The following is a 20484-nucleotide window of genomic DNA, read 5'->3' as shown; positions in this document are numbered from 1 at the left end:
GCGCCAAATTATCCCCTGCTCGCGGAAAGCTTAGGTTGCCCCAATGCCGCTGACGCCCTTGTCTGATAGAATCGGCCCGGTTCCCCAAAATTCTGACTGATATCCTCGATCAAAAGAGATCAGGGCCGCGCCCCGCGGCGCAACCACCGCAACTGGACACTACCCAGACCCTGCAGCCCGCGCAACTTATGGCGACCTTCGGCGTAGTAGCGATAATCGGGCCGGGGCTCATCGGTGGGTCGATCGGACTGGGGTTGAAGGCTCGGGGGCTCGCGGACCGCGTGGTTGGCGTGGTGCGGTCGGATCGCTCGGCAGAACGTGCCGTGCAGGCCGGCGTGGTCGACCAGACGACGCAAGACCTGGCCGCCGCGGCGGCCGAAGCTGACCTGACGATCGTCTGCACCCCGGTGGCGGACGTGCCGGCCCACTGCCAGCAGGTGGCGGCCGCGGCCCGGTCCGGCGCGATCATCACCGACGCCGGCAGCACCAAAGAGCGGCTGGTCGCCGAGGTCGACGCAACGCTCGCCGGCTCTGGCGTTAAGTTTGTCGGCAGCCACCCGCTTGCAGGCGACCACAAGTCTGGGCCAGAATCTGCCAGGGCCGAACTGCTAGCAGGCCGGGTGGTCGTCGTTACTCCGACCGACCAGACCGACAGCCAGGCCCTGAGCAGGGTTTGCGAGCTCTGGACCGCCCTCGGCGCCCGGGTAGAGCCAATGTCGCCCGTCGACCACGACGCCGCGTTGGCCCGCACCAGCCACGCGCCGCACGTGATCGCTACCGCACTGGCTAACGCAACCCCGGAAGACCTGCTGGGGCTGACGGGCGGCGGCTGGCGTGACACGACGAGGGTTGCCGCTGGGAGCCCGACCCTATGGCGGGACATCCTGCTGGACAACCCACAGGCCACCCTCGCCGCACTAGACGCGTTTAGCCAGCAGCTCGGCCGGCTGCAGCAGGCGATTGCGGACCACGACCGCGACGCTATTTACCGATGCCTCGAAGAAGGGAAGCTCCGCCGAGATGCTCTGGGAAGTTGATATCCACCCTGCCGCCTCGCAGGCCGACCGCGCCGCCGAACGGCTGATCGCATCGGCCCGGGCCGCCGGCTACTCCGAAAACCTGCAGGCGGCCACCGCCCGCTCGTTCCTGGTCCAGGGCGAGCACCTCGGCGAGGCCGAGCTGCAGCGGATCTGCGACCAGCTGCTGTGCGACCGCGTGGTCGAGCAGGCGGTTTTTGCCCCGGTCGGCGATGACCGCCTGGTCGCGACGCCCGAGCGGCTGACCGGCGACGCTACGCTGGTGCAGGTGCTGCCCAAGCCGGGGGTGATGGACCCGGTCGCGCTCAGTGCCGAGACCGCCATCGCCGACCTCGGCGTCGAACGCCCGCTGGTCCGGACCCTCAACAAGTACTGGCTGACCGGCGTCGACGCGGCGACCGCCCAGTCGATTAGCGACCGGCTGCTGGCCAACGACGCCATCGAGCAGGCGGTGTTGGGGCCGCTGTCGGTCGACCACCTCGACGCGGGCGGCGCCTACGAGTTCAAGCTGCAGCACGTGCAAATTAGCGGCCTCGATGACGCCGCCCTGATGCGGCTTAGCAAGGAGGGCCAGCTCTACCTGCAGCTCGCCGAGATGCAGACCATCCAGCGTTACTTCGCCGACCTGGGCCGCGAGCCGACCGACATCGAGCTCGAGACCCTCGCCCAGACCTGGAGCGAGCACTGCAGCCACAAGACGCTGGCCGGCCGCATCGCGTACCGCGACGAGAACGGCGAGCGGACCTTCGACAACATGCTGAAGGAGACGATCTTCGCCGCGACCCTCGCGCTCCGCGAGCGGTGGGGCGACGACGACTGGTGCGTCAGCATCTTCAAGGACAACGCCGGCATCGTCCGCTTCGACGATGAGGACAACATCGCCTTCAAGGTTGAGACCCACAACCACCCGTCGGCCCTCGAGCCGTACGGCGGCGCCAACACCGGCCTGGGGGGCGTGATCCGCGACACGCTCGGCACCGGGCTCGGCGCCAAGCCGGTCTGCAGCACCGACGTCTTCTGCTTCGCCCCGCCGACCGCCGACGCCGCCGACCTGCCGCCGGGCGTGCTCCACCCGCGACGCGTCATGCAGGGCGTGGTCGAGGGGGTCCGCGACTACGGCAACCGGATGGGCATCCCCACGGTCAACGGCGCGGTCTACTTCGACGAGCGCTACCTGGGCAACCCGCTGGTCTACTGCGGCAACGCCGGCATCATCCCCCGCGACAAGTCGTTCAAGGAGCCGCTGCCGGGCGACCTGGCCGTGGCGATCGGCGGCCGCACCGGCCGCGACGGCATCCACGGCGCCACGTTCTCCAGCGCCGAGCTGACCAGCGAGAGCGAAGACCTCTCCGGCGGCGCCGTGCAGATCGGCAACGCGATCGAAGAAAAACGCGTGCTCGACGTGCTGCTGCAGGCCCGCGACCGCGGGCTGTACACCGCCGTGACCGACTGTGGCGCCGGCGGGTTCTCGTCGGCCGTCGGTGAGATGGGCGAGGAGATCGGCGCCGAGGTTTGGCTCGAGAAGGCGCCGCTCAAGTACGACGGCCTGTCCTACACCGAGATCTGGATTTCCGAGGCCCAAGAGCGGATGGTGTTCTCGGTGCCCGAGGAGAAGCTCGAGGAGTTCCAGTCGCTGTGCGGGTCGGAGGGGGTCGAGGCGATCGTCATCGGACGCTACACGCCGACCGGCAACCTGCTGCTCAAGTACGGCGACGAGGTCGTCGGCGAGCTGCCGATGTCGCTGCTGCACGACGGCCGCCCGCCGGTGGTGCGTCAGGCGAGCTACACGCCGGCCCCGATCGAGCCGCTCAACCCACCCGACAAGGCCGACTACACCGACGACCTGCTGAAGATCCTGGGCTCGCTGAACGTCGCCAGCAAGGAGTGGGTCATCCGGCAGTACGACCACGAGGTGCAGGGCGGCAGCGTCGTCAAGCCGCTGGTCGGCGTGAAGTCCGACGGCCCGGGCGACGCCGCCGTGGTGCGGCCAAAGCTCGCTTCGCGTCGCGGCATGGTGATCAGCTGCGGCATGAACCCCCGCTACGGCGACCTCGACACCGGCCGCATGGCCGCCAGCGCCATCGACGAGGCGGTCCGCAACTGCGTCGCCGTGGGGGCCGACCCGACCCGCATCGCGGTGCTGGACAACTTCTGCTGGGGCGACTGCGAGAAGCCCGAGACCCTTGGTTCGCTGGTCCGGGCCGCGATCACCTGCCACGACCTGTCGCTCGAGCTCGAGACCCCCTTCGTGAGCGGCAAGGACAGCCTGAACAACGAGTTCAGCTACGAATCCGACGGGCAGAAGCAGACGATCGCCATCCCGCCGTCGCTCTTGATCAGCGCGATGGGCCAGGTGGCCGACGTCGAGAGCTGCGTGACGATGGACCTGAAGCAGGCGGGCAACGCCCTGTACTTGATTGGCGACACACGCGACGAGCTTGGCGGTTCGCACTTCGCCCTGGTGAACAACCTGACCGGCGGCGCGGCGCCGAACGTCAATGGACTTGCCGCCCGCGAGACGTTCCTCGCCATGCACCGGGCGATCAGCGGCGGGCTGGTCCGATCGTGCCACGACCTGAGCGAGGGCGGCCTGGCGGCGGCCGCCGCTGAGATGGCGTTCGCCGGCGAGCTTGGCGCCCAGATCGACCTTTCGAGCGTTCCGTTCGCGGGCCCCGGAGATACGGTCGCGACCCGGCTGTTCAGCGAGACCAACACCCGCTTCCTGTGCGAGGTCGCGCCGGAAAATGAAGCGGCGTTCACCGTCGCGCTCGGCGGGCGGGCCGCCAAGGTCGGCGTCGTGACCGAGGATCCTAAGTTGACGATCGAGAGCCCAGGCGGCGCGGTCGTCAGCGCTCCGCTTGATCAGCTGAAGGCGGCGTGGAAGTCGCCGCTCGCGTGGTGACCCGCGACGACCGTCCCCAGCCCCACCAGACAGCGTCCAACCCGAGTCCAACGGAATGACCGCCCCTAACGTCCTTGTACTGCGATCGCCCGGCGCCAATTGCGATGTCGAGAGCGCCTACGCGTTTGAGCTCGCCGGAGCCAAGACCGAGTCGATCCACATCCGCCGGCTGCTGGAGAACCCGAGCCTGGTCGACGACTTTCAGATCTTGTGCCTGCCGGGCGGGTTCAGCTATGGCGACGACGTCTCGGCCGGGCGGGTGCTCGGCAACGAGGTGCGGCTGCACCTGGCCGACGCCTGCAACCGCTTCAAGGAGGCCGGCAAGCTGGTGCTCGGCATCTGCAACGGCTTCCAGGTGCTGATGAAGACCGGCTTGTTGGACGTCGACGACGACCAGGGCCCGCTCGCCACGCTGACCCTCAACGACAGCGGCCACTTCGAGGCCCGTTGGGTGCGGATGGCGGTCGAGCCGGGCGAGTGCGTCTTCCTCCAGGGGCTGAGCGACATCGAGCTGCCGGTGGCGCACGCCGAGGGCAAGTTTGTCGCCCGCGACCAGGCGGTCTTCGACCAACTTGCTTCGGCCGGGCGGCTTGTGCTCCGCTACACGGCGGCCGACGGTTCGTCGCCGGCGGGCTACCCGGCCAACCCCAACGGCGCCATGGGCGACGTGGCCGGCGTCTGCGACTCCACGGGCCGCGTGTTTGGCTTGATGCCGCACCCGGAGCGGTTCGTCGAGCACACGCAGCACCCGCGTTGGACGCGGGGCGGGATCGACGGCGGCGTCGGTCTGAAGGTCTTCGAGAACGCGGTCGGCTACTTCCGTTGAAGCGCCGGCGCGCCGAGCACGGCCGCCTTGACCGAGGTGGGGAGTTCGACCGGCCGGATCATCACCGCGTCGAGCTCGGCGGTCACCGGTCCAACGGCCGCGAAGCGGAGCCGCAGCTGGGTGTCCGTGGTGGCCCGCCGCAGCAGCCGGAACGGCCGCCAGGACGAGGGTCGGTCGATCACCAATGACAGCTCCTCGCCCCCCAGGTTGTCCGACACGACCAGCGCGCCCTGCCCGCTCGCCTGCTCGACCCGCACCTGACCGGTGATCTCGTAGAGTCCGCCGGCGTTGACGTTCACCTCGGGCGAGTCGATCTCCACGAGTGTGGTGGCGGGGGTAGTCTGCTCGCCGGCCGGGCACTCGATCCGCAGGCAGCGGGTTCCCTCTGCGGGCTGATCGCCGGAGAACGAAACCACCGCCGCCCCGCCGGCGTCTTCTCGGGCGGTGTGCCTCCAACCGGACGCGGTGGCGTTCCCGTGGTCTTCGAAGTCGCCGCCCGGCAGCAGGTTGTCGCGGCGGACGAGGGGCTCGATCAGCTGCAGCAGTCGGTGGTGGTCGATGATCGTCGATGCCTGGGCGGCCAGCGGCGAGCTGTCGAGCTGTTGGGAAGAACGGGCCGTCGCGACCCGCCCGCGGCTCCAGCTGGCGAGCTGATTCGTGGCGGCCGCGGCGTGGGCGAAGGCGGCGTCGATCGCGCCGGCGGATTGGGCGGATTTGGCGGCGCTGATCTTCCGACGCGCGTCGGCCAGCACCGCCGCGTCGGGCGAGTTAGACCCGGCCGCCATCACGAGCGGCGACAGGTGCGCCTCGGCGTGACGGAGCTCCGAGATGGCGATTGCCTCCTGCAGGGCGCCGGCCCGGCGGGCGACCGACCGGACCCGCTGTGACACCTCGGCCGCGGATCGGGTGTCCTCGGTGATCAGCAGCCAGGCGGCCGGGTTGTTGGTCGTGACGTGCGCCCCGCCGGCCAGCCGGCTGAGGGGCAGCGGCCGCATCCCTACCGGAGTGAACTCGTACGCCTTGGCCGCCTCGGCGACGCCGGGCGTGACGTAGGTGACGGTCGCGGATGGGCGTGTCTGCTCGTCGGCCGGTTGCGGGATGAGCAGCCGTGTCCGGCCACGCGTCATCACGGTGGCGGCGTAGCCGGGTTGCTGGGCAGAGATTTCACCGGCCCGCTGCCCGTCCCGCAGCCACGGCTCGAGCAGGGTGAGGTTGAGGTTGAGCAGGGCCATCCCTTGGCGGACGCGGTTGTCCGACTCGGCGTTGGTGAGCGGCGCGCCGCGGGTCACCCAGATGCCCCGGGCGCCGTCCGTCGCGGCGGCCATGGCCTCGACCGCGACCTCCGACGGCGACCGCCACGCGTCGACCGTCCCGGCCGGCGCGAACGACGTCACTTGCTGCACGAACTGGTCGGAGTGGGAGAGCGGAATGGCCGCGAACAGCGGCGCCCCGGGACGTCCGAAACGCGTCGCCTCGGCGATGCGGCCCTGGCAGCCGGAAAGCATCCTTTCGGGCGCGGACCAGGGGGACTCGACCACCAGGCCGTCGGCCAACCGGCTCCACGAACTCCAGGCCGCAACCGGCCACGCAATCAGCGGCCGGGCCAGGGTGGCGTCGCTCTGCCGGAGTGAATCCGCCAGGGCCATTGTGGAATCGAGCGAGTGCTGGTCGGTCCGCTGGGGGAGCAACCAGGCCAGTGCGACGTCCCACTCCACGGCGGTCGCCGCGTCGGACAGCACATCGGGGCCCGGCGGCGGGCAGATCGCCTGCAGCCCGAGCTTGCTGCAGTCGCGGCGGAGCTCGCCGGTGGGCGGGGTCTCGAACGCGATGGTGTTGAAGCCGAGCTTGCGGAGTTCTTCCAGCGGCTCGCCGTAGTGGGTGATGATCCGCGGATAGAATGGCCGGTCGTTGATGAACAGCCCCTCCTGCGACAGCCGCACCGTTCGTGGCTGGGCGATGGCCTTGCGGGCCCCAGCGGGGTCGGCCCCTTCGTTCGCAGTGGTCTGGATGAGGCCCGAGATGGCGAGCTCGTCGACCCACAGCGAGGCGCCCCGCGGGTCGCAGGGGACAATCAACACCACGGCGTCGGCGTACGCGCCGCTCCAGTCGATCGAGTGCCCCACCGTGCTGCCAATCGCCCGCGCGTGCCGGCGGACAGCGGTGGGCGTCTGGTCGAGCGTGAGGTCCTCCCACTCGTGGGTGCCCCGTGCCCGGGCGTCGCCGCGGACAATCGCCTTGACGGGCAGCCCGGTCCGCTGGTCGACCTCTCTGGGCAGCACTACCCGCAGCGCGAGCTGAACGCCGGGGTGGTCGCACCGCAGCCGGACCTGGACCGACAGGTCTTCGAGAATCGGCGCCCGACCGATTGGGGTCAGCAGCATGCCGGAGTAGCCGGGCGGCCCGGTGAGCCGGACCAGCTCGGCGCCGGTGCCGTGCTGCGAGTCTTGCCGCACGCGTTCGTGCTGCAGGACGCGGACGCCAAACCGGTTGGGGACCGGGTTCCAGGTGGTGGTCGGCCCGTCGTACCGCTCGAGCAGCGCAGGCTCGGCGCTGGTCGGCTGGGGCGCCAGCAGTACCGCGCAGAGGATGAGCAGACGCCAGAGCGGCATATTGGGTGTCTTGGTGGTTTGCCCGCTGCGGCGGTTGTGGAACCGAGCGCGGAGTCGGATTTTCGAATCGTGGGGCGGCGGGCCGTGTTGCCGTTGTGCAACGGGCGTCGAACCCGGCCGCGGGAGCCAAATTCACGGGTTTTTAGCAGGGTCTTGGGCCGTTAGCGAGATCGATTGATGAAAAGACGCATCATCTGGGCAATTGGGGTCCGTCGCTGGCGCCAACCGCTTGATTATTCGTAACCCGTTTGCGTAGAATCAGTTGGGGCTTTCGTAAATGGCTATCTGGCGGGCTGTGGCGCGCCAGCTGCAAATTGAGGCTGGTGTTCAACCCGCCTCGGAGATCTACCCAATGCCAGAAACGCAACGCCTCGCCTCGGAAACCGCCGCCCAGCTCCCCGCTGATCTGCAGCAACTCGTCACCGCGATTCAAAACCTCCCAGAGCCCCAGCGGGCAGAAGTCCTTCCGCTGCTCGACCGAGTTGTCGAGAGCACGGGACGCCGGCGTCGGATCTTGACCCTGGTGCAAGACGCCCTCAGCCAGCTTCGGCTCGACATGAAGTACCTGATGTTCGACCTCGAAGCGACCCGCCGCGAGCGGGACGACTACCGCTCCAAGCTCGAGGACTGATTGCTTTGCGTGCGGCAGACCGCGGGATGGTCTGCCGCTGCTGGAGGGCGCCCCGCTCGGACGCCCATGGCCAGCACCCGCCGCCAGGAACCCCTTCGACCTGCTCAGGCGCAACCGCCTGCTGAATCAATCGATGTCTAGCGTTACGACCGCCGAGCAGCTCTCGCAAAGGGCCCAAGACGTCAACGTCCTGACGGAGCAACAGGCCCAATCGGTTTGGAGCGAACTCGGCTCGCGCAACGTCGACCTCGACACGTTCGCCCAGGTCTTGGTGCGGAAGGGCCTGGTCACCAACTACCAGCTCGACCGGCTGATGAAGGGCCAGCGGAACGGCTTCTTCTACGGCGACTACAAGGTCCAGTATTCGGTAGGCTCCGGCACGTTCGCCCGTGTGTTCCGCGCCGTGCACCGCAAAACCGGCGAGGTGTTTGCCGTTAAGGTGCTGCGGACCAGCAAGAGCAACGACCCCAACGAGACCGAGTTGTTCCGGCGCGAGGGGGAACTGGGCGCGACGCTCAAGCACCCGAACATCGTGCCGATCCACGAGGTCTACTCGAAGGCCGGGGTCCACTACATCGTGATGGACTTTGTCGAGGGGCGGAACCTCCGCGAGCTGTACAAGGTCCGCAAGCAGTTCGCCCCGATCGAGGCCGCCAACATCACCGCCGATGTCGTGGCGGGGCTCAACGGGGCCTTCCAGCTGGGCGTCACGCACCGCGACCTCAAGATGTCGAATGTGCTGGTCTCGAGCACCGGCAAGGCGATGCTGGTCGACTTCGGCCTGGCCGCGCTCGAGGAAGAGGTCGCCGACGGAGAAGCCGCCAACGCCCGCGCGATCGACTACGCCGGGCTCGAGCGCGCGACCGGCATGCGGAAGGACGACACCCGCAGCGACATCTTCTTTGCCGGATGCATGTTCTACCAGATGGTCAGTGGGCGGCCGCCGCTGTCCGAGACCCGCGACCGCATGCAGCGGTTGGCCAAGACGCGTTACCAGGAGATTGCTCCGCTGGCCAGCATCGCTCCTGATGTGCCCCCGGTTCTGACAATGGTCATCAACAAGGCGATCGAGTTCGACCCGGCGCGACGCTACCAGACGCCCGGCGAGATGCTGGCCGATCTGAAGCTCGCCATCAAGCGGGCCGAGACCGGAGCCGAGCAAGCCAAGAAGCAGGACAAGACCGTCGGCACCGAGGGCCTGGGGCCCGACGGCCAGCCCCGCAAGCTGATGGTGGTCGAGTCCTCGATCAAGCGGCAGGACGTGCTCCGCGAGCTGTTTAAGCGCAACGGCTACCGGGTGCTGGTCACGACCGACCCTGAGCGGGCGCTCGACCGCTTCCGCAGCGACCCGACGACCGCCGAGATCGTGGTGTTCTGCACCGGCGAGATCGGCCAGCCCGCCCTCGAGATGTTCAACCATTTTGGCGAGGAGACCGCCACCCGCGACCTGCCCGCCGTGCTGCTGCTGGACGAGGCCCAGAAGTCGTGGAAGTCGCACGCCGTGACCTCCGACCACCGCCGCTGCCTGGCGATGCCGATCAAGCTGCGGCAACTCCGCGAGGCGGTCGTGCTGTCCCGGACCGCCAAGGCCGCCGCGAGCTGAGGCCGAACTCTTAGGCCCCGTCCGACTCTTGTCACGGGCGGCTCGAAGGTTGATCATCTAGGGAGCTACTCCTGCTTCCAACACCTTCGACCTGTTGGCACGGATGTCGTTTCACGTCTATGAGCACGATGAGGTCTTCACCCGGTTCCGGCGGACGCTCGCCCACAACCGGCTTGCGAGCACGTACCTGTTTGTAGGGCCTGCGGGCGTCGGCAAGCGGCGGTTCGCCCGGCTGCTGACCGCGTCGCTGCTGTGCTCTCAGGCCGCCGACGAGTCGCTTTCCCCGTGCGGCGCGTGCGAGTCGTGCCGGCTGCTGGCCGCCAGCAACCACCCCGACGTGATCGAGGTCGCGCGGCCCGAAGGCAAGTCGGTGCTGCCGATTGACCTTTTTATTGGCGACAAAGAGCACCGCAATCAGCAGGGGCTCTGTCACGAGATCTCTCTCAAGCCGTACCTCGGCAACCGGCGGGTCGCGGTCATCGACGACGCCGACGACCTGAACGTCGAGAGCGCGAACTGCCTGCTGAAGACCCTCGAGGAGCCGCCACCCCGTTCGGTGCTGATCCTGGTAGGCGAGTCGCTCAGCCGGCAGCTGCCGACAATCCGCTCGCGGTGCCAGGTGGTCCGGTTTGGCCCGCTCGGCGAGGCGACCGTCGCACGCGTGCTGACCGAGAGCGACCTGCTTGAGGAGGGCGACAACGCGGGGACGCTGGCCGCCGCCTCGGGGGGCAGTGTGGCGACCGCGTTGGCCGCGCGGGACTCGGCGGCCGCCGACTTCGCCGAGACGCTCCTCCGGCGCCTGAGCAACCGCGGCTTTGATCCGATTCGACTCGCCGCCGAGGCCGTGGCCCACTCGGCGGAAGGGGGGGCAGAGCCGGCAGAAAAACGCGCAAGACTTTCGCGCCTGATCGACACCGCCGTGAGCCACTACCGCGGGGCGATGGTCGGCCAAGCGACCGACGCGGTCGCCCCCGAGACCGCCGTACGCTGCATCGACGCGTGCCTCGCGGCAGAGACCGCGCTGGGGCGGAACGCCAATCAAGCGACGCTCGTGCAGACCTGGCTCACCAATCTGTGGCGGGCCCAGATGATCCGACAATGACGCCCGGCGAGTCCGCAATCTACCGAATTTTGCCTTGTTGACAGACTTTGATGACCTGGAGTAGTTTGCCCGCACTCTATGGTTGAAAGCGCCGCTCTGGCGTCGCGCTCGTGAGGGCTACTCGATGGGGCGTGGTTGGCCATTTGGCATTTTCACTTCGCGTCCTAACCAAGACAATCGTTGAGACGCGGGCCGTTCGCCCGCGGTCGAGAGACGATCCTTAGACTTGTTATAGATTCTGCAGGAGTTGAGTCATGGGTGGTGCTGTGCTGTACGTTGTTCCGGTTGTGGCGGTCGCCGCCCTGGCCTACGCGATGAGTCGCGCCGCCTGGGTGAAGGGGCAGGACGGCGGCGACGAGCGGATGCAGAAGATCGGCGGCTGGGTCGCCGACGGCGCCATGGCGTTCCTTTCCCGCGAGTACCGCACGCTGGCCATCTTTGTGGTGGTCGTGGCGGCGTTGCTCGGGTTCGTCAATCACCAGATGAGCGTTGGGCAGGAGAACCCCGAGACCAACGGCTTTATCGCGTTGTCCTTCGTGCTCGGCGCCCTCTGTTCGGGCCTGGCCGGGTTCTTCGGCATGAAGACCGCCACCCTGGCCAACACCCGCACCGCGTCGGCCGCTCGGACCGGCCTCAACTCGGCGTTGCAGGTGGCGTTCGCCGGCGGCTCGGTGATGGGCCTGTCGGTGGTGGGCCTGGCGCTGCTCGGCCTCGGCGGACTTCTTCTGGCCTACGTGAACATGTACGAGGGCTCACTCGAGGGCGGCACGGCGACCAACCTGGTGCTGAACATCCTGTCGGGCTTCTCGCTGGGGGCGTCGTCCATTGCGTTGTTCGCGCGTGTCGGCGGCGGCATCTTCACCAAGGCGGCCGACGTCGGCGCCGACCTGGTCGGCAAGGTCGAGGCCGGCATCCCCGAGGACCACCCGCTCAACCCGGCCACCATCGCCGACAACGTGGGCGACAACGTCGGCGACGTGGCGGGCATGGGCGCCGACCTGTTCGAGAGCTATGTCGGAGCAATCATCTCGTCGATGATCTTAGGCGCCGCTTGGTACAAGGGCCTCGAGGCGGTCCAGACGGGGACTGGCATGAACGCTGTCTACCTGCCGCTGGTGGTGGCGGTGATTGGGGCGGTGGCCTCGATCATCGGCTTCAAGTTCGTCACGACCGAGGAGGGGGGCGACCCCCAGAGCGGGCTCAACCGCGGCATGTACGTGTCGGGCGGCATCATGATCGTCGGCACGCTGGCCGCCATCTACTGGCTGATCCCGGGCGCCGTCCACTACGAGGACGTCGTGGTCAACCGGGCGGGCGACTTCGGTCCGTTCGGCATCTTTGTCGCGGTGGTCGCGGGTCTGGTTTCCGGCATCGCGGTCGGCATGATCACCGAGTACTACACCGCCTGCAACAAGAAGCCAGTCGAGACCATCGTCGAGGCCTCGCGGACCGGCAGCGCGACGACCATCATCCAGGGCGTCGCGGTAGGCATGAACTCGACCACGCTGCCGATCCTGGTGATCGGCGCCGCGATCGTAGTGGCGTATGAATTCGCCGGCCTGTACGGCATCGCGATGGCAGCGATCGGCATGCTATCGACCCTCGGAATCCAGCTCGCCACCGATGCCTATGGGCCGATTGCCGACAACGCCGGCGGCATCGCCGAGATGGCCCAACTCGGCCGCGAGGTCCGCGCCCGCACCGACAAGCTCGACGCGGTTGGCAATACCACCGCGGCGATCGGCAAGGGTTTTGCGATCGGTTCGGCGGCGCTCACCGCGCTCAGCCTGACCGCCGCCTACCTGGTCAAGATGCAGGGTCAGGTCAACCTCAACGCGGCCGACCCGTACGTGCTGGTCGGTCTGCTGATCGGCTGCATGCTGCCGTTCCGCTTCTCCGCGATGGCGATGGTCGCGGTCGGCAACGCCGCCCAGGACATGATCCAGGAGGTCCGTCGCCAGTTCCGCGAGATCCCCGAGCTGCGTCCGGCACTCGACGCCGCGCAGCGGGCCGAGAGCGAAGAACGCGACCCCACCGAAGAAGAGGCCGCCATCATCGCCGCCGCCGACGGCAAGGCGCAGTACTCGCACTGCGTCGAGATCGCCACGGCGGCCGCGATCAAGCAGATGGTCGCCCCCGGCCTGATGGCCGTCATCGCCCCCGTGGCGGTGGGCGTCTACTCGCCGGACATGCTCGGCGGCCTGCTGGTCGGCGTGACGATCTCCGGCGTCTGCCTCGCGATCTTCCAGGCCAACTCCGGCGGCGCGTGGGACAACGCCAAGAAGCAGACCAAGGACGAGGGCCACACCAAGTGGGGCGACGAGTACGAGGAGATGCACAAGGCGACGGTCACCGGCGACACGGTTGGCGACCCGTTCAAGGACACCTCCGGCCCGTCGATCAACATCCTGCTGAAGCTGATCAGCGTCGTGGCGATGATCATCGCCCCAATGCTGTACGCGCTGCACTACGGCCCCGAGGCCGAGGGGACGCCGGTCGTTGACACTCCGCCCGCGGTTTCTGCGCCCGCTGACGCGAACCCCGGTGAGGCACAATGAGCGACCTCCCACTCGAAGTGACCTGCGGCGAGACCAAACGCCGCCTCGACGCGGGAGAGGAGCTGGTGCTGCTCGACTGCCGCGAGGAGAGTGAGTTCGCGATCGGTGTGATCGACGGAGCCACGCTGCTGCCGATGAGCGGGATTCAGGCCCGCGTCGGCGAGCTCGACCCGCACCGCGACACGCCGGTCGTCGTGTACTGCCACCACGGCATGCGGAGCGCCCAGGTCGCCAATTGGCTGCGTTCGCAGGGCTTTACCGCCGCGCAGAGCATGGCCGGCGGGATCGATCAGTGGGCGGTTGAGATCGATCCCGGCGTGCCCCGGTACTAGTGATCCGTTTGTAACCCTACTTACGGAATCTCCCCTCTGGAGTCTGCCCTTGGCGACCTGGATTGCCCTGCTCCGCGGAGTGAATGTCGGCGGCAAGAACAAGCTGCCGATGACGGAGTGGGCGGCGGGGCTCGAGTCGCTCGGCTGCAAGAACGCCCGCACGTACATCCAGAGTGGCAACGCGGTATTCGAATCGACGCGCAAGGACGCCGGGCGACTCGCAAAGGACATCGCCGATCAGGTCGACGCGTCCCACGGCTTCCGGCCCGCTACGCTCGTGCTCTCGGCTGCGCGGCTCGCCGCGCTGATCGCAGCGAACCCGTTCCCCGCGGCGGCCGCCGAGCCAAAATCGCTGCACCTCTACTTCCTGGAAGCAGCGCCGAAGGACGCCGACCTTGCGGCGCTCGACGCGGCCCGCTCCAAGTCCGAGGCATGGCAGATCTCCGACGGCGCGTTCTTCCTACACGCCCCCGACGGGATCGGCCGTTCGAAGCTCGCCGCCGGAGCCGAGCGGTCGCTGAAGGTCGCCGCCACCGCCCGCAACTGGAACACCGTGCTCAAGTTGCAGGAATTGTGCCGCGGGTAGCTGCTACTGCTGATCGCCGGGCGCGGGCCAGTGGGGCGAAGGCGTGCGGGCGGTCTGGAATTGCTGTTCGAAGCTCCGCACCACCTCAGGGTGCAGGGCCGCGACGTTGTTGGCCTCGCCCGGGTCGGCATCGAGGTCGTACAGCTCGAGTTCACTGTCGGCCGCCGGACGCACCGCCTTCCATTTGCCGCGCCGCGCCGCCTGCTGGAAACCGGCCTCGAAGAACTCCCAGTACAGCAGGCGATCGGAGAGGTCCTGCGGCCCGCCGAGCAGCGTCGGAAGCACGCTCTGCCCGTCGAGGTCGGCCGGCGGCTCGGCCCCGGCCGCGTCGGCCAGTGTCGGCAGCACGTCGGCGAAGCTCCACACGAGTTGGCTCTCGCTTGCCGCTTCAATCTTTCCCGGCCAGCGGACAATCATTGGCGTGCGGATGCCCCCCTCGTACATGTCTCGTTTGGCGCCCCGCAGCGGGCCGCTGCTGTCGAAGCGGCCCTCGAACCGCAGGGCGGCGCCGTTGTCGGAGCAGAAGAACAGCAGCGTGTTTCCGGCCAGGCCGAGCTCCTCCAGCAGGTCGCCGACCCGCCCGACATCACGGTCCATCAGCGAAACCATAGCCGCGTACGCCCGCTCGGTCTCGGTCCAGGCTGGATTGTGGTAGGGATCGGTTGAGGGAACCTCGTACTCGTCGTGGGGCAGGCAGATCGGCAGGTACAGGAAGAACGGCCCGTGCTGGTGCTGGCGGATGAACCGCAGCGCGTGGTCCATGATCAGGGCGTGTGAGTACGCTTGCTGCCGACCCCCGGCGTTGCCCGGCAACTCGACCCGCCGCTGGTTGTGCCAGAGGAAGTCGGGGTAGTAGTGGTGGGCGCGGCGCTGGTTGAGGTAGCCGAAGAACTCGTCGAACCCCTGCCTGCCGGGCTCGCCGGAGGTGTTGGGCTCGCCGAGGCCCCACTTGCCCGCCATCCCGGTGGCGTAGCCCGCCTGTTTCAAGACCTGAGCCACCGTGACATCGTCTTCCCGCAGCGGGACGCGGCCCTTCGCGCCGCCCAGACCGACTACCCCCCCGAGGCCGTTGTTGCCCCGCACGGTGGTGTGCCCGGTGTGCAGCCCAGTCATTAGCACGCTGCGCGACGGGGCGCAGACGGTCGAACCCGCGTAGCACTGGCTGAACCGCATGCCCTCTGCAGCCAGCCGGTCGATGCAGGGCGTTTGGATCACTCGCTGCCCGTAGCAGCCGAGGTCCGCGAAGCCGAGGTCGTCGGCCATGATGAACACGATGTTGGGGCGCTTGGCGCCAGAGCCCTCGGCAGCCGCGGAGCTCGGCAGGCAGGACCAGAATGCCACGGTCAGCAGCAGGCCGGGAACGAGAAATCGCAAGATCATTAAGCACGCTCAGGTGGCGAGGCGGAGAGGAGCAACTCAACTCGAGATGGACCCAGTATAGAGGCTACAACAGGGGGCGTGCCCGGGGGCACGCACGGTGGGTTGCGGTTTCTACGAGAAAACTGCTTGCATCGCCCGCCCGGTCGCGGCATACTGTCCGCGTGTACAGTATCCCCGGAGGGCCAGAACATGCTTGCCAAGTTGCACACCTACAGCCTGCTAGGAATTGACGCCCTGCCGGTCGTGGCCGAGGTGGACGTCTCGCCCGGCGCCGTCCCCAAGACGATCCTCGTAGGACTCCCCGAGGCCGCGGTCCGTGAGAGCACGCACCGCATCGAGCGGGCGATGGTGAACAGCGGCTTCGTCCGGCCGCACGATCGGATTGTGATCAACCTCGCCCCTGCCGAGCTTCCCAAGCAGGCCGCTTCGTTCGACCTGCCAATTGGGCTGGGCGTGCTGGCGGGCAGCGGTCAGGTGCCGCCCGAGCGGCTGCGGGATTACGCCGTGGTCGGTGAGTTGGCGCTCGACGGCGCAACGCGGCCGGTGAAGGGGGCGTTGTCGATGGCGCTGGCGGCCTCGCGGCAGACTGGCGTGCGGGGGCTGGTGGTGCCGCACCAGAACGCTCCGGAGGCGGCGGTTGTGAAGGGCTTGGAGGTGATCGCCGTTGAGAGCCTGGCGCAGGCGGCCGGGTTCTTTGCGGGGCAGATCGACATCGAGCCCCAGCCGTGCCGCGTCGACGAGCTGTTCGCCGTGCACGGCGGCTACAGCGTCGACTTCGCCGATGTCCGCGGCCAGGAGATGGCCAAGCGGGCGATGACCATCGCCGCGGCCGGCAACCACAATTTGCTGATGCTCGGGCCACCTGGGTCGGGCAAGACGATGCTCGCCAAGCGGGCGCCGACAATCCTGCCCGACCTGTCGGCCGACGAGTCGATCGACACCACCAGGATCTACAGCGCGGTCGGCCGGCTGGAGGAGGGGCAGGCGTTGATGGCCCAGCGGCCGTTCCGGGCGCCGCACCACACGATCAGCAACGCCGGCTTGGTCGGAGGGGGCTCGACCCCCTCGCCCGGCGAGATCAGCCTCGCGCACCACGGCGTGCTGTTCCTGGACGAGCTGCCGGAGTTCAACCGGCAGACTCTGGAGGTGCTGCGCCAGCCGCTCGAAGACGGGCACGTCACGATCAGCCGGGCGCTGGCCAGCAACCGCTTCCCGGCAGATTTCATGCTGATTGCCTCGCTCAACCCGTGCCCCTGCGGCTACCGCAACGACCCGCGACGCGAGTGCCACTGCTCGGTGATGCAGGTCGAACGCTATATGAGCAAGATCTCCGGCCCGCTGCTCGACCGCATCGATTTGCACATCGAGGTGCCAGCGGTCGAGTACCAGGAGCTCTCGTCGAGTGTGGAGGGCACCAGCAGCGCGTCGATGCGCGACCAGGTTGCCGAGGCGCGTCGCGTGCAGATGCGGCGGTTCGAGGGGACCGCGGCTGTGACGAACGCCACGATGAGCCCGCAGGAGGTCCGCCGCTACTGTGGGCTCGAAGCCCGGGGCGCGGAATTGCTGCGGGAGAGCGTGCACCACCTCGGCCTGTCGGCCCGGGCGCACGACAAGGTTCTGCGGGTGGCGAGAACCATCGCCGACCTAGCGGGGGACGCAACAATCGGCGCCGAGCACATCAGCGAGGCGGTGAACTACCGGATGCTGGACCGGAAGCTGTGGAGCTAGTGGGCAGGTGATTCTTGTAGAAATGAGGCCACCTGGCGCGGTTTAATGGGGGGCGTGCAAGTACGCCGTTTCCCCCGGTTTGTCCCACGGCTGGCGCCGTGGGCTGGGGAAGCTGCTGCGCGGTTGGTGGGGGGGATGTTGGGGCTGGGTCTTGGCGGCTGCTCACCGATGCAGGAGACAAAACGTGGCGACCTAGCGGACAAAACCCCCCGGGGCCGCACGGTCTCGGGCGCCCTAACGCTGTGATACCAGCGTGAAACGCGATCCGGGCAGAGAGATTGGACCGAGTTTTGTCCCCTCCGCTCGTGTTTTTGGACACAACTCTTTGGACACAACGAAAATGGAACAAAACCCCGGCGCCGGATCCGGGGTGGGGCGGGGGCTACGCGGTGGGGTTGTGGGCCTCGGCCTCGGCGAGTTCTTCCGGGCCGGGCTCGGGCGGTTGGGGGCTGGCGGATGCGTCGCCGGTGGTGAGGGGCGTCTCGATAAAGAAGATTGCGAACATAGCGGCGGCGGCCAGGCTCACGCCGCACTGCAGCAGCCAGAACTTCTGCCACTCGTAGGGCGGGGGATCGACGCCCAGCGGGGTCAGCCAAACCGACTGCGCCCAGCCTGTCAGGCGCGAACCAATCAGCGTGCCGATGCCGAACACGGCCAGCACGTGCATGCCCTGGGCCGAAGCCCTAGCGCCGGCCGGCGCCAGGCGGTCGATGTAGAGCTGGCCGAGGATGAACACCAGCACGAAGCTGAAGCCGTGCAGCATGATCGCGGTGTAGGTCATCCACGGGTAGGCGGCTCCGTTAGAGAACGCCAGCAGGGCGAACCTGGCCGCCCAGGCCAGCACGCCGACCAGCAGCAGGCTCTTGAGGCTGAAGCGGGCGGTGAGCAGTGGGATGGCCACCATCACCAGCACCTCGGAGTACTGGGCGAAGGTTTGCACCCAGGCCGGAAACGTGTAGTCGTTCTGATTCAGGTAGAGGTTGATAAACGACTCGTAGCCGCGGAACGGGATCGCCGCCAGCACCGAGAAGCCCAGAAAGAGCAGCACCCCGCGACTACGCCACAACTTCTGCACGCCGCTGAACTGACCACCGGACTCGGTCTCCTCCGGCGGCGTCAGGGGGAGCGTCAGCGCGTAGACCGCGTAGGCGGCGTGCACGACCCCGCCGATCCACATCGGGACCACGGTCGCCTCGATGCTGTGCCCGGTCAGCAGCGGCCACAGCCCGACCAGGCTGGCGGACACAATGTAGCCGACGGTTCCCATCGCGCGGACGCGGGGGAAATCGCGGGCGGAGTTCGGCAGCCTGCGGAGCGCGATGCTGCTGCACAGGGCGCCGGTCGGCGCGTAGACCAGGTAGTACGCGACCGAGATCATGAAGAACAGGCCCTGTTGATCCGCGAACGACATCGCGATCAGCAGCCCGCATGCAAGGATGTTCAGCGCCGAGAGAACGTGCTCGATGTTGAACCAGCGGTCGACCAGAATCCCGCACAGCACGGGAGAGAACAAGGCTCCGAACGCCGCCGCGGCGCCGATGTCTCCCACAAACGAGGCCCCGAAGATCGCGTCGCCCAGGGGCTGGGTGTTGGCGCCGATGTACGTGGCCAGGGTGGCCGTCCAGGCGCCGATCGTGGCCCACTGCAGCGCCATCATGACCGACAACCGCCAGTGCAGGCCGGTGGAGGTCAGGGGGTCGGGCGGTGAGGCTTCTGCGGATGGTAGGGGCACGGCGGCGGGGCGGCTGTGGGCTACACTATGGCAGCCAACGTGGTGGTGGTCCGCGACTGGCGGCTAGCGCGGCCGAAGGGGGCGGGACCGCGACAGGTGTGGGCCACAAAAAAAGCCCTTGCATGGCAAGGGCTGATGGAGCTGCTAACAGGAGCACCAGTGGAAGCAAGCCGCTGATAACGGGCCCCACTGGTAACGGGCCGTCGTGCAACAAGCCGATTTGCAACGCGGCGGGGTGAGTGGAGGATAGCGGGCTCGAACCGCTGACCTTTTGGCTGCCAGCCAAACGCTCTCCCAACTGAGCTAATCCCCCGGGTTTTCGTGGTTCCCCAATGATGCGGGGACACGATGGCCTGGGGGCGAACCCCCAACCCAGACCACCAGTAAATCAGGCTTTCCGCCGACTGTCAACGCCTGCTCGCCAATGCCTCAAAAACGGTCTTTAGCGCTCCGACACGCCCTCACCGTGGTGAAACTGCTGGTGGGTGGTCTGATTATCGGCTGGCTCGCCTGGCACGCTCAACAGAATGACAAGTTTCACGAGCTAGTCGCCGGTGAAAAGCGCTGGGGTATGCTGCTGCTGGCGTTTTTAGGGGCCTGCTTCACGACCGCGTTGTCGTTCCTGCGGTGGCGGATCGTCGCGCTGGCGGCCGGGGTCCCGCTGTCGGTCGGCGAGGCGCTGCGGCTTGGCTCGCTTGGCTTCACCCTGAATTTTGTTAGCCCCGGCTCGGTCGGCGGCGACCTGTTCAAAGCGGCCGTTCTCGCACGAGACCGGCCGGGACGCCGCACCGCCGCCATCACGACCGTGGTGGTCGATCGGGCGTTGGCGCTGGTGTCGCTGCTGGGGTTCGCCGCCTTCGGGTTTTTGTTCGTGCGGAGATTTGGCCCGCCGCTCCCGATGGACGCTCAGGTTGCAGGCTGGATAGCCGTGGGGGTGGCGGTTGGGGCCCCGTTGGTATTGGCGGTCCTGCTGGCGCCTGGGGTGGTTTCGCCGGCCCTGATCTCGAGGGTCCAGCGGCTGCCCCTGGTCGGCGGTGTGCTCTCGCAGAGCCTCTGGTGCTGGTCCGACTACCGCGCGGGGGCGCGCTACCTGTTTATGGCCCTGGGGATGTGCGTGGTCGGGCACTTGGTGCTGGTGAGCTGCTACTACCTGGTCGCCAAGGGGCTGCCGCTCGAATCTCCGGGCTGGCTGGCGCACGCCTTCATGGTGCCGTTCGCGTGTTTGTCGGGTTCGATCCCGATCTTCCCCGCCGGACTCGGCGCGGTTGAGGGGACGCTCGACTACTTCTACCAGTGGTTTGGCGCCGGCTTTGGGAACGGCTCGTTCGTCGCCTTTGGGTACCGGCTGGTTACCGTGTGCGTCGCCTGCATCACGGCGCCCTACTACCTCACGCACCAGGCGCTCGTCAAACGCACCTTGGCCGAGGTCGAATCACAGCCGGAAGCGGCCTGATTGCC

The 20484-nt window shown here is 67.9% G+C and carries 14 protein-coding genes and 1 tRNA gene; 11 read left to right on the top strand and 4 right to left on the bottom strand.

Annotation, left to right across the window (positions count from 1 at the left end; all coding sequences use genetic code 11):
* Positions 1-188 precede the first annotated feature (188 nt).
* Genes Pla123a_RS11350 through purQ form a run of 3 tightly spaced genes read left to right on the top strand, consistent with a single transcriptional unit; the run spans position 189 to position 4765 of the window.
* Positions 189-1037 carry a prephenate dehydrogenase gene (locus Pla123a_RS11350; RefSeq protein ID WP_146586970.1) on the top strand — a complete coding sequence of 283 codons (849 nt, stop codon included), beginning with the start codon at positions 189-191 and terminating at the stop codon, positions 1035-1037.
* Positions 1021-3939 (top strand): phosphoribosylformylglycinamidine synthase subunit PurL, encoded by a 2919-nt coding sequence (purL, locus tag Pla123a_RS11345; protein WP_146586969.1) that lies wholly within the window; start codon positions 1021-1023, stop codon positions 3937-3939. Before Pla123a_RS11350 ends, purL begins: the two co-directional genes overlap by 17 nt.
* A gap of 55 nt (positions 3940-3994) precedes the next feature.
* Entirely contained in the window at positions 3995-4765 is a 771-nt protein-coding gene (purQ, locus tag Pla123a_RS11340) for a phosphoribosylformylglycinamidine synthase I (RefSeq protein ID WP_146586967.1), read from the top strand.
* Here the strand turns inward: purQ and Pla123a_RS11335 are convergent.
* Positions 4753-7374 carry a hypothetical protein gene (locus Pla123a_RS11335; protein ID WP_146586965.1) on the bottom strand — a complete coding sequence of 874 codons (2622 nt, stop codon included), beginning with the start codon at positions 7372-7374 and terminating at the stop codon, positions 4753-4755. The genes purQ and Pla123a_RS11335 overlap by 13 nt on opposite strands.
* Before the next feature lie 352 nt (positions 7375-7726).
* On the opposite strand from Pla123a_RS11335, the gene Pla123a_RS11330 reads away from it, so the two are divergent.
* From Pla123a_RS11330 to Pla123a_RS11305, 6 genes are all read left to right on the top strand, one after another.
* Complete coding sequence (locus Pla123a_RS11330) at positions 7727-8005, top strand: transcriptional regulator (protein ID WP_146586964.1); 279 nt, start codon at positions 7727-7729, stop codon at positions 8003-8005.
* A gap of 133 nt (positions 8006-8138) precedes the next feature.
* On the top strand, positions 8139-9608 hold the full coding sequence (locus Pla123a_RS11325) for a serine/threonine-protein kinase (RefSeq protein WP_146586962.1): 1470 nt from the start codon (positions 8139-8141) through the stop codon (positions 9606-9608).
* Between the two features lie 103 nt (positions 9609-9711).
* Positions 9712-10710, top strand: coding sequence for a DNA polymerase III subunit (locus tag Pla123a_RS11320; protein WP_146586960.1), 999 nt, complete (start codon positions 9712-9714; stop codon positions 10708-10710).
* Positions 10711-10964: 254 nt separating this feature from the next.
* Positions 10965-13268, top strand: coding sequence for a V-type H(+)-translocating pyrophosphatase (locus tag Pla123a_RS11315; protein WP_146586958.1), 2304 nt, complete (start codon positions 10965-10967; stop codon positions 13266-13268).
* Entirely contained in the window at positions 13265-13600 is a 336-nt protein-coding gene (locus Pla123a_RS11310; RefSeq protein WP_146586956.1) for a rhodanese-like domain-containing protein, read from the top strand. Before Pla123a_RS11315 ends, Pla123a_RS11310 begins: the two co-directional genes overlap by 4 nt.
* A gap of 49 nt (positions 13601-13649) precedes the next feature.
* The gene (locus tag Pla123a_RS11305) at positions 13650-14186 is read left to right on the top strand and encodes a DUF1697 domain-containing protein (RefSeq protein WP_146586955.1); all 537 of its coding nucleotides are present in this window, start codon (positions 13650-13652) and stop codon (positions 14184-14186) included.
* Between the two features lie 3 nt (positions 14187-14189).
* On the opposite strand, the gene Pla123a_RS11300 is transcribed toward Pla123a_RS11305, so the two are convergent.
* Complete coding sequence (locus Pla123a_RS11300; RefSeq protein ID WP_146586952.1) at positions 14190-15566, bottom strand: arylsulfatase; 1377 nt, start codon at positions 15564-15566, stop codon at positions 14190-14192.
* Between the two features lie 189 nt (positions 15567-15755).
* Here Pla123a_RS11300 and Pla123a_RS11295 point away from each other — a divergent pair, with 189 nt between their 5' ends.
* Positions 15756-17294: a YifB family Mg chelatase-like AAA ATPase gene (locus Pla123a_RS11295; protein ID WP_146586951.1), complete on the top strand. Its 1539-nt coding sequence runs from the start codon at positions 15756-15758 to the stop codon at positions 17292-17294.
* A gap of 382 nt (positions 17295-17676) precedes the next feature.
* On the opposite strand, the gene Pla123a_RS11290 is transcribed toward Pla123a_RS11295, so the two are convergent.
* Together Pla123a_RS11290 and Pla123a_RS11285 are read right to left on the bottom strand one after the other, a co-directional pair.
* Complete coding sequence (locus Pla123a_RS11290) at positions 17677-19026, bottom strand: MFS transporter (protein WP_146586949.1); 1350 nt, start codon at positions 19024-19026, stop codon at positions 17677-17679.
* 240 nt (positions 19027-19266) lie between these two features.
* Positions 19267-19339: transfer RNA gene (locus Pla123a_RS11285), tRNA-Ala, on the bottom strand.
* A gap of 153 nt (positions 19340-19492) precedes the next feature.
* Here Pla123a_RS11285 and Pla123a_RS11280 point away from each other — a divergent pair.
* Positions 19493-20479: a lysylphosphatidylglycerol synthase transmembrane domain-containing protein gene (locus tag Pla123a_RS11280; protein ID WP_197527879.1), complete on the top strand. Its 987-nt coding sequence runs from the start codon at positions 19493-19495 to the stop codon at positions 20477-20479.
* The last annotated feature ends 5 nt before the right edge of the window (positions 20480-20484 follow it).

The organism is Posidoniimonas polymericola (genome assembly GCF_007859935.1).
Classification (GTDB): domain Bacteria; phylum Planctomycetota; class Planctomycetia; order Pirellulales; family Lacipirellulaceae; genus Posidoniimonas; species Posidoniimonas polymericola.
Note: the sequence above shows the minus strand (reverse complement) of the source record. Positions and strands in the feature narration are given on the sequence as shown.